This is a genomic window from Clostridium liquoris (genome assembly GCF_002995785.1).
Lineage (GTDB): Bacteria > Bacillota > Clostridia > Clostridiales > Clostridiaceae > Clostridium_AO > Clostridium_AO liquoris.
The window spans coordinates 40,807-51,101 of record NZ_PVXO01000068.1; the positions used below are offsets into that span (position 1 = coordinate 40,807).

Sequence of the window (10,295 nt, forward strand, 5' to 3'; positions counted from 1 at the left end):
GAATCCTCCTTATATTATGGGCAAAAAACCCTTTATATTTTCTTCATTAACAAAATGTGTATTTACTCCGTAGATTTCTTTTAGGTTTTCCTCTGTCATGATTTTTGATGGATCTCCATTTTTAAATATTTCTCCTCTTTCCATAAGGGCTACTTTAGTGCCACATAAAAATACATGATTTGGATGGTGAGTTGTCATTATTAGCCCTATATTTGAATAGGTTACAAGATTTCCTATATGTTCTAATACTCTAATTTGATTACCAAAATCTAAGTTAGAAGTAGGCTCATCCAATATTAGTATTTTTGGTTCCTGAGCCAAAGCTCTAGCTATTAATACAAGCTGTCTTTCCCCTCCACTTATTTCTGTATAATATTTTTCCTTCATATTATATATATTTAATTTAGAAAGAAGATTGTCCACAAGTTCCTCATCTCTATGGCTTGGTGAACTAAAGTTTCCTATGTAAGGGCATCTTCCCATAAGCACCACATCCTTAACCACATAGGGAAAAGGCGGCACATGGGCTTGAGGAACATACCCTATTAACTTAGCTATTTCTTTTCTCTGCATATTATAAATACTTTGCCCATCTAAAAGTATTTCTCCACATTTAGGTTTTATAAAACCTAATATGGTTTTAAAAAGAGTGGTTTTTCCAACACCATTAGCGCCTAAAATACAAAGTGCTTCTCCTGATTCTACCTTTAAACTTATGTTTTTTATTACTTCGCTGCCCTTGTATCCACTGCTTATATTTTTTAATTCCAATATCATACCCAACCTCTCTTTATATTCACCATAAGATATAGGAAAAATGGTGCTCCTATTATAGAAGTAAGTATACCTATGGGAATTTCTGTGGAAGCTATGTTTCTTGCTATATTGTCTACCAATATAAGATAACTGCCTCCTGCAAGTATGGATGTGGGAATAAGATACTTATAATTAGATCCCACAAGTATTCTTGCAAAGTGTGGAATTATAAGTCCGACCCAACCTATAAGACCGCTAACGGAAACAGAGGATGAAATTATAATGGTAGAAGCCGCTATTACAACTATTCTCAAGTTTTTTGTTTCAACTCCCATAGCCATGGCTTCCTCTTCTCCAAAGGCCATAATATTTAATTTCCATCTTACAAGCATAATTAGGATTATACCTGACAATATAGGAAGGGCTATAATGTATAGGTCGCTTTTATTTATAGAGGAAAGGCTTCCCATAAGCCAAAATGTTATGTCCGGAAGCTTACTATAAGGATCTGCAACATATTTTATTAAAGAAACAAGTGAGGAAAAGAGAGTGGATATAAGCATGCCTGACAGAATCAATATCAATGTAGAATCACCATGCTTACATATCTTTTCACTTATCATATAGGTTATAACCACTGCAGTAATCCCAAATAAAAATGACATTATTTGAATTCCAAATATGCTAAAAGAATAAAGTATCCCTAATGCCGCTCCAAAGGCTGCTCCTGAGGAAGCCCCCAATATATCTGGAGATACCATAGGATTTTTAAACATACCTTGATAGGCCACTCCAGCTGTTCCAAGGCCTGCCCCTATAAGAAGCCCTGCAAAAATTCTAGGCAGTCTTATATTAAATATTACAGTATATATTTCTTCTGGCATATTTAAGTCTTCCCTAAGTATCTTACTAACAATACTATTTAACACTTGTATTGGTGATATGTAGTACTTTCCGATAATTAAAGATATAAATATTAATACCATTAAAAAAATAAATAAAATAATATTTACTTTGCTTTCTTTTGAAATTCTACGTGTTTTATTACCAATATTTGCGGCTGCTGACTCTAATGGCAAACCCTTTCCCATAAACACTTCTCCTTTTTTAGTTGACAGAAGACAATTGACAGTTATGGATGCTTGATTATTTGATCATTAGTTTCTAAATTGCAGTAACTTTCAACATCATCAATATCACGTCCCTGCTTTTCATCCCGTATATTTATAAATTTTACGCTGTTTATGTTATCTTTTATTATGCCCCTTGCCCCTATATCCCCTTGAAGTTTTAATAGGTCTTCTTTAAATTTAACTGGAAATATAACAGGATTTCCTCTATTTTCCCCATAGATAGGTACTACAATGTGGTCTTTGTCTTTGTTAAATTCATCAATCAATTTATTTATGGTGTCACATTTTAAGTAAGGTTGATCCCCTACAAAGAACATATATGCTTCTGTTTTATTATTAGAACCTTTTACACCTAGCTTTATGGATTGACTTTGCCCTAAATAAGCTTGATTATTATAAATAGTTTTTATGTGGTATCCATTTAATATAGATTTTACATTGGAGTTTCTATATACTAAAATAATTTCCCCCACTTTTGAGTTTTTTGCTTCTTTTACTACTCTTTCCACCATAGGAATATTTTCAATAGTCATTGCTAACTTTTCTTTTTTCATTCTCCTTCCAAAGCCTGAGGCCATTACTATAGCTGAAATCAAAATAACCACCCCAATATTTTTGTCTAAATTTTATTTACTATATTTTCATTATGTACAAATAAGGTTTAATTTATTAAGGTTGTAATAATATTTCTAAATCTTTTGCAAATAATTTGTTATAATAATGCTTAGGTGATAGAATTATGTATAATATCTTTTTAACCGGCGAAAAAGGTATAGGTAAAACTACAATTATAAATAAAATATTAAGCCGTATTAATTGTGAAGCCGATGGATATACTGTAAAGCCTATAATTGAAGGTACTTTAAAACATTTTTACATAACTTCTATTAAAGATGATGCTAAAAAAGCTTTAATGGCCACAGGAGATACTACTAAAAGGAAAATTATTAATATTTATGGGGATTCTCTAAATAAATTTGGAACTGAATTAGTAAATAACAGCGTTAATACAAAAGATATAATTATTCTAGATGAAATAGGTTTTATTGAATCCAAATGCAGCAATTTTAAAAACTCCATAATAAACGCTTTAAATTCAAACAAAATAGTCATTGGAGTGTTAAAAGAATTCAATGGCGATTTTATCAACAGCATTAAAAAAAGAGAAGATGTGATTTTGTTTACGGTTAGTGAAAAGAATCGTGACGAACTGCCAGGGGTTATTTTGAATATTTTAACTAGAAGGGGTGATACAAATGATTCGACCTGTAAAAAGAGTAGCAGCTATTCATGACTTATCTGGATTTGGCAGATCTTCTTTAACTGCTATTATACCAATACTTTCAACCATGGGAATACAGGTTTGTCCTGTGCCTACTGCTATATTGTCTACTCATACTGGAGACTTTGAAGGCTACAGTTTTGTGGATCTTACAGACTCCATGGAGGCCTATATAGAACATTGGCACAAACTTAATATTGATTTTGACTGCATCTACAGCGGTTTTTTAGGTTCTGTTAGACAAATTAATATTGTTTCAAAATTTATAGATTTATTTTACCATGATGACTGCCTGGTTGTTGTAGATCCTGTTATGGCCGACAATGGTAAACTTTATACTACCATGACAGAGGAAATGGTAGAAAATATGAGAAAACTAATTAGTAAAGCAAATATAATAACTCCTAATTTTACGGAAGCCGCCTATCTTTTAGGAGAAGAATACAATACAGATATTAATGAAGATAAAATTAAAAAATGGATGATAAGACTTTCAGAAATGGGGCCAAATACTGTAATAATAACCAGTGTACCCGATATTAAAGAAGATAAAACTACTAGCGTTATAGCTTATAACAAAGAAGATGATGTATTCTGGAAAGTAAGTTGTAAATACATTCCTACATTTTATCCTGGCACAGGAGATGCCTTTACCAGCGTTTTAGTTGGAAGTCTTCTTCAAGGTGATAGCCTGCCTATAGCCCTAGATAGAGGTGTTCAATTCATAACAGCCTGTATAAAAGCAAGCTACGGGTTTAAATATCCACACAGAGAAGGAGTTCTCTTAGAAAGAGTTCTTGACACTTTGAGGTTACCTATGACCAGTAGCAGTTATGAACTTTTGTGAAAAAAGCCCTTGTTGGCTTTTTCACTTTTTACAGGAATTCTCTCCCAGGGGTCAGTCCCCTGAATCCATTCTTTCCCAGGGGTCTGTCCCCCAAATGCCAAAAAATGGCATGGAAGCTTTTAAGCTTTCCATGCCTATTAAAATTTATTTTATTGCTCTTATTTGTTTAATAATTGATTCATGATCTTCTACTTCTGAAGTTAATCTAGTTACTTTCCCTTGTATATCTGCAACCATATGCATCATTTTATCCTGCTCTGCTCTTGTTACTTTTACATTTTCCTCAAAAGCTTTCTGTAATGAATACATTTCATCTTGTCTTTTCCCCATGGTTTCTAGATTTTTATCCATGGTATCTAGATTTTTATCCATGGTATCTTGCCTGTTATCCATGGTATCTAATTTGTTTAATATTAGTTCAAACATCTGCTTTGTTTCTTTATCCATTTTTCCACCACCCAATAATACTAGTAAAGATATTATATCATTGTCAATTTAATACTTCAATGATATATTTGTAAATGAAAGATGAGGTGTTGATGTTACAATGAAACTGAATTTTTTAGGCGGGGCTTATGAAATTGGTGCAAGTTGTATATTAGTGAAAATAGATAGTAAAAATATACTTTTAGACTGTGGAATAAGACAAAGTGCCTTAAAAGACCCCTTACCCAATTTTAGAACAATACAAGAATACGGTGGAGTAGATGCAATAATCATTAGTCATGCTCATATGGATCATATAGGAAGTCTTCCAATAATAAGTAAAGAATATCCTCAAGCTAGAATATATATGAATAATATGACAAAAGATTTAGTAAGGGTTCTATTGTATGACAGCATAAAAGTTATGAATAATAGAGAAGCTGAAATGCCCCTTTATGCAGAAACACAGGTAGAAGATATGCTAAATAGGGTTTTCACCATAAATTACGAAGTGGAATTTCCTATATTTGATAATATAAAGCTTACATTTTATAATGCAGGACACATAGCAGGAGCTGCCTGTGTATACATTCAAAGCAGTGAAGGAGCTTTATTTTATTCAGGAGATTTTTCTATATTTCCACAAAAATCTATAGAAGGAGCAAAAATACCTAGATTAAGACCTGATGTAGCTATTTTTGAGTCCACTTATGGTGATAAACTTCATGCAAATAGGGAATTAGAAGAACAAAGACTTATAAATTTAGCAGCAGAATGTATAAATAATAAAGGTAAAATGCTTATTCCAGCCTTTGCTTTAGGAAGATCTCAGGAAATACTTTTAATATTAAAGAGAGCTATAAATAAAAAGCAGCTAAGCAAAGTTAATATTTATGTTGATGGAATGGTTAGAAACATCAACAGTGTATATAAATTAAATCCTCTTTTCCTAAAAAATACCTTAGGGAAAAAAGTATTGAAAGGCATAGAGCCTTTTTATGATAATAATGTTAAAAAAATAAATAAAAAAGAAGAAAGAGATACCATTCTCCAAAGTGATGAAAGTTGTATTATAGTTTCCAGTTCAGGAATGCTTACTGGAGGTCCTAGCACATATTATGCAGAAAAGATAGCTCCCATGGAAAATGGTTATATTGTTATAACTGGATATCAAGATGAGGAATCTCCTGGAAGAAAGCTTTTAAATCTTTATGATGAAGATGAAAGGGTTTTATCTATAGGTGAAAAATCCATACCAGTAAAATGTAAAGTAGAAAAAGTTGGCTTATCAGCTCATGGCGACAAAGGAGAGATTAAAGCCTTAATAAATTTGCTTTCTCCAAAGAACCTACTTTTGGTACATGGTGATGGTGATGTAATAGATTCTTTAGGTACAGAAATTTCTATGGAGTTGAACAGTAACGTATTTGTACCTAGATGCGGCGAAGATTTTCACATAGTTATTAAAAAGCCAAGAAAGCAGTGGAAGAAATCTCTTCCCCATACTTTAAATAAGAAAGAAGAATTTAATGAAAATAATTTAGAAACACTATGGAATTTTATAAGAGAATACTATGGAGAAAAGTTATTTACCATAGAAGAATTATTATATATTTGGAGTGGTAATAGTAAAATTAAAGTTTCTTGTATAGAAAATATGCAAAAATTAATTGTACCATCAATATATTTTCAATCTGACAATAAAAGACTGTTTCTTTTTAAAGTTGCAAATAAAGAAGATGTTGAAGAAGCCTTAAAACCTAAGGAATTAAAGCCAAATGAGTTAAATGGGCTGATAGAAAATTATTTTTCTCAATATAATTATAAAAAAGCTAGTCTTATTTATGAGCATAAAAAAATAATATTAAACTTTGATTTTCCTAAGACAGTAGATAGTTCTATATACAATAATATTGAACTTTTCCAAAAGGAAAGCCATTGGAATGTAGAAATAAATACTGTACTAAATAATAATGCAGCAGAAGCTTTAATAAGAAACCTTTTAAAGGAAGCTGATATTAAAAAAATATCCTTTATGTTAAGTGATGGAAAAGTTATTGTAAATTTGAATTCCCCTTATGAACTAAAAAATGAACAGGATATTTTTAGGGAAACCACTGGTTACAAACTAAAAATACTTCAGGATGAAGTGAAAAATGATGCTATAAATAATGATAATAATTCTACATTTACAACTAATTCAAATTTTGTAATGGAGCAAAATGAAGCATTAAAATCTATTGATGAAAACTTTGAAAATGAGGATTTTAAGCCATACAAAAAGGGAATTAAGAATAATTCTCTTGGAAAGTATATTGAGCTTTCATTTATAACTCCTAATATTGGGAGAAAATACGCTGAAAAAATAGAAAAACTAAGCCATGCTACTGGCTGGAATATAGGCATTTCAAAATCAGCTAACATGAACGAAATAATAAATATAGCTAGTAGTTTATGTACCAAAAAAGGAATAGTCCTTAAAAAGAATCCTTCTTTTAACAGTGCATTATTAACTGTTACTTTAAAGCTGCAAAACACTAAAAATATTAACTTAGAATCTCTAAAAGAAGAATTCGAAACTAAAACTGGATGTAACATAATATTTTTATAAAATCACTGTTTATTATAATAAAAATAGAAAAGGATAACCTTTTTTAACTATCCTTTTCTATTTTTTTATTAACTTATAATTATCCCAAATTGCCCCAATCTATTTCGGGGATTCGTTCCATCCAATTTATCCCAGGGGTCTGTCCCTCCATACAAACACTCTCTACAAATTTTTTATATAACTCTCTTTTATTTTCTTGTTCGAAATAGCAAAGGACTTTATCAGAAGATATAAGCCTTTCTCTTTTTTGTCCTATATACATGCTATAACTACTCCACTGGTATTCCTCTGGTTTTGCAACCATATTAGCCCTTACTGGATTTAAATGAACATACCTACTGACTTCTAACATATAACCATCATCTTGTATTAATTCTCCTTTATATCTTCCCTGAAACAAATGCCCTACATAATTATACTTTCTATTAAAATTAGATGCATATCTACTGTGTACCCTTTTTACAAAATCAGATACATCCTTATCAGTTGTTTCAACTACAATATGCACATGATTGGTCATCAAAACATATGCAATAATATAATATTTATTTTTATAATATTCCATAGCTTCTTTTAAATAATTTAGGTATAGCTTATAATCAGTATAATCCCTAAATATATCATTTCTATGATTTCCTCTTGCGATAACATGTACTCTGGCTCCAGTATACCATTGATGCTTTTTCCTAGGCATATACTATCATCCTTTATTTTAAATTCATTTATATTTAATTCTATACATATATTCAAATTTTAAACAACGATCTTACCATTTAATTAATTAGTCAACAAAAAAGAACAACCTATTATAGATAGCTGTTCTTTTTAATTTTACATTTTTGCCCAGGGGTCAGTTCCCTGCTTACATTTTTACCCAAGGGTCAGTCCCCATACTTGTCCAATTCCGGTGTCAATAGATTTACTTTACTATTAGGTATGATCTTTTCTCCACCTATAGCTATGATTTGTGTGCTATCTTTAAAATTGCTGTAAGCAAAATCTCTTGTGTTATTTAATACCCCAGTATTCATTGGTATTAACAAAACTGGTGATTTGGTCTTGGCAGCCAGGGGTGCTACGGATAATCCATCGGCAAAGTCCTTGGCTCCTGGCCCTCCAATGGCCACATAGGCTTTGGTTAAATCCAAATCATTTATAAATCTTTCCAGTACTTTTGTATTTGTTTCATATCTATCCTTTCCGCCTAGTCTTTCCGCATTGTTAAAGTTGTTTTCTACTTTATTAGATATAACACTAGTTCCTCCTATAATATAGGCTTTATCTATTATCTCCTTACTTTTTATATAGTTATTTATAGGATCTGGTATGGTATCTTTTTCTGTAAGCAATACAGGAACTTTCTTTGAGGCAGCTATAGAAGCTATGGATAAAGCATCAGCATAGTTTCCACCGGAGGTAAGCATAATCTCTTTAGAATCCAAATTACCTGCAATTAAAGCTGAGGTTTCATATCTGTCCTTTCCGCCTATTCTATCTATGGTTATATTATTATCTATAGATTTAATTTCATTTTCTATATCCTTTGACACAGCTCCTTCTTTTCCAATAATTATAACATTGGAAGGATTTAATCTCCTTATTTCATCCTTTGTTTCTTCACTTAAGGCTTTACTACTGGTTAGAAGAATTGGGGCATTATATTTAGAGGCTAAAGGCGCTGCACATAGAGCATCTGCAAAGATTTCTCCATTTACCACTAGTACATACTCTGAATTTCCTTCTATTTCATTCCGAGAAATAGCAACAGATGTAGCGTACCTATCCCTTCCGCTTAATCTAGTAACGGGAGCTGTATCCACATAGGATTTCCACAATCTATAATAATTGTATAAGCTTTTATCTCCAGTTATAGAATAAAGTGCTCTTAATAAATATATATGTACTCCATGATAATTAACCCCTATATGAGGTTTTTCGTCTTTATTAACTATATAACTCAAATCATAGGCTGTAAAACCACCTAAATCATAGTATGGCAGTATTACCTTTAGGGTTTCAATGCCTTTATTAAAATAATTTTTACTAATATATTTGCTGCTATCATCAATATCAATATTAGACCAATCATATAATCCAAGTAATGTAAACATGAATCCATTTAAAGTATAAGCTGGAGTTTCAGATATATATTCTTCAAATATTATGTAGTCTTTTAAAGAGCTATCTAAATAACTAAGATTCTCCATAACTCCACCCTTGCTTACAGGGGTAATTAAAAATTTTAAAGCTTTTTTCCCTGCCTCTATGTATTTTACATCTCCTGTTAATTTATAGACTCTGCTAAGAAGGCTTAGCCCTTGGCCCTGAGCCATGCCTGATACCCAACCAGGTTTATAGGGTTTATCGTTTAAATAATATTTCCAGGGAAAATTATAGAGAAAGGCTCCATTGCTTCCTTGTAAACTAATTAAAGTATCCGCTGCCTTTATAAGTTCATCTTTTGTATTTTTACCCTTTAAAAATTCTCCGTATAAACTGAGTCCATATTGGGCCAATGTAACAGGATTATAATAATAATTATCTCCATAAAGCACCTTTGGCAATCCTTCATTATCAAATATAATATTTGATGAATTAAAAAATAAATCTTTATTGGTACCATAATTTAAATAATCCCCAAAGGAATCATAATCAGCTAAAAATAAATTATAGTCCCTGGCTTCATTAGGGAATCTATCAATGGCATCCTGTACCAAATACTCATATTCACCATTTGAAGTATATGCCGCTTTGACTTCTACAGTACTTACAAAAATGAATTGAAATAAAATAATAAGAATCAATATTTTGTTATACTTCTTCATATAGTCCTCCTATGTTTAAAATGCGATTGTACCATATATATATTAACATATTATTATAATGCTATCCATCAATCTTATTTGTAAGTTTGTGTCAAGTTAAAGTGGGCAATTTATTTTTTGAATTTTTTCCATTATAAATTCGGTTGAAAATTTTATCCAAATAGGGCTTCGCCCACAGCCCGAAAGGGCGTACTTATCCCCTTAATTTTTTATCTAAAATTTTAAAACTATCTATAAATAAGTTCGCTAAAATTTCTTTCTTGAAAAAGGCTTTGTATGGCTTTTCTGCCATTAGTCATGGCGCAGCCTGTAAATGGTATCCTTGCTTGTTTTACAGGGTAATACTTGCTTCCCTTTGCTTTCTTATTTACATCAGCTGCTGTTAGCGTAATCATTTCTGTTATTGTACCTAATT

The 10,295-nt window shown here is 31.3% G+C and carries 9 protein-coding genes and 1 pseudogene; 3 read left to right on the plus strand and 7 right to left on the minus strand.

The genetic code is table 11. From position 1 onward, the window contains the following. Positions 1 to 9: 9 nt before the first annotated feature. The 3 genes from CLLI_RS12855 to CLLI_RS12865 are packed head-to-tail and all read right to left on the minus strand — an operon-like array spanning position 10 to position 2,485. Positions 10 to 777, minus strand: coding sequence for an ABC transporter ATP-binding protein (locus CLLI_RS12855; RefSeq protein ID WP_106064605.1), 768 nt, complete (start codon positions 775 to 777; stop codon positions 10 to 12). Further along, a complete protein-coding gene (locus tag CLLI_RS12860; protein WP_106064606.1) occupies positions 774 to 1,847 on the minus strand; it encodes a FecCD family ABC transporter permease in 1,074 nt (357 codons plus the stop codon). Before CLLI_RS12860 ends, CLLI_RS12855 begins: the two co-directional genes overlap by 4 nt. Positions 1,848 to 1,888: 41 nt before the next feature. Then, positions 1,889 to 2,485 carry a nucleotidyltransferase family protein gene (locus tag CLLI_RS12865; RefSeq protein ID WP_106064607.1) on the minus strand — a complete coding sequence of 199 codons (597 nt, stop codon included), beginning with the start codon at positions 2,483 to 2,485 and terminating at the stop codon, positions 1,889 to 1,891. 143 nt (positions 2,486 to 2,628) lie between these two features. Here CLLI_RS12865 and CLLI_RS12870 point away from each other — a divergent pair, with 143 nt between their 5' ends. Continuing rightward, positions 2,629 to 3,183 (plus strand): nucleoside-triphosphatase, encoded by a 555-nt coding sequence (locus CLLI_RS12870; RefSeq protein WP_106064608.1) that lies wholly within the window; start codon positions 2,629 to 2,631, stop codon positions 3,181 to 3,183. Continuing rightward, on the plus strand, positions 3,146 to 4,018 hold the full coding sequence (locus CLLI_RS12875; RefSeq protein WP_106064609.1) for a pyridoxamine kinase: 873 nt from the start codon (positions 3,146 to 3,148) through the stop codon (positions 4,016 to 4,018). The genes CLLI_RS12870 and CLLI_RS12875 overlap by 38 nt, the downstream gene beginning before the upstream one ends. Before the next feature lie 144 nt (positions 4,019 to 4,162). Here the strand turns inward: CLLI_RS12875 and CLLI_RS12880 are convergent, their stop codons facing one another. Beyond that, positions 4,163 to 4,465 (minus strand): hypothetical protein, encoded by a 303-nt coding sequence (locus tag CLLI_RS12880; RefSeq protein ID WP_106064610.1) that lies wholly within the window; start codon positions 4,463 to 4,465, stop codon positions 4,163 to 4,165. A 100-nt stretch (positions 4,466 to 4,565) separates the two neighbouring features. On the opposite strand from CLLI_RS12880, the gene CLLI_RS12885 reads away from it, so the two are divergent. Further along, complete coding sequence (locus CLLI_RS12885; protein WP_106064611.1) at positions 4,566 to 7,055, plus strand: MBL fold metallo-hydrolase; 2,490 nt, start codon at positions 4,566 to 4,568, stop codon at positions 7,053 to 7,055. A 79-nt stretch (positions 7,056 to 7,134) separates the two neighbouring features. Here the strand turns inward: CLLI_RS12885 and CLLI_RS12890 are convergent, their stop codons facing one another. The 3 genes and pseudogenes from CLLI_RS12890 to CLLI_RS14640 form a co-directional block, all read right to left on the minus strand. After that, a complete protein-coding gene (locus CLLI_RS12890) occupies positions 7,135 to 7,749 on the minus strand; it encodes a transposase (RefSeq protein ID WP_242975606.1) in 615 nt (204 codons plus the stop codon). Positions 7,750 to 7,936: 187 nt separating this feature from the next. Then, positions 7,937 to 9,880, minus strand: a complete 1,944-nt coding sequence (locus tag CLLI_RS12895; protein WP_106064612.1) for a cell wall-binding repeat-containing protein — start codon at positions 9,878 to 9,880, stop codon at positions 7,937 to 7,939. 227 nt (positions 9,881 to 10,107) lie between these two features. Further along, positions 10,108 to 10,295: pseudogene (locus tag CLLI_RS14640) on the minus strand (ISLre2 family transposase); the annotation flags it as partial.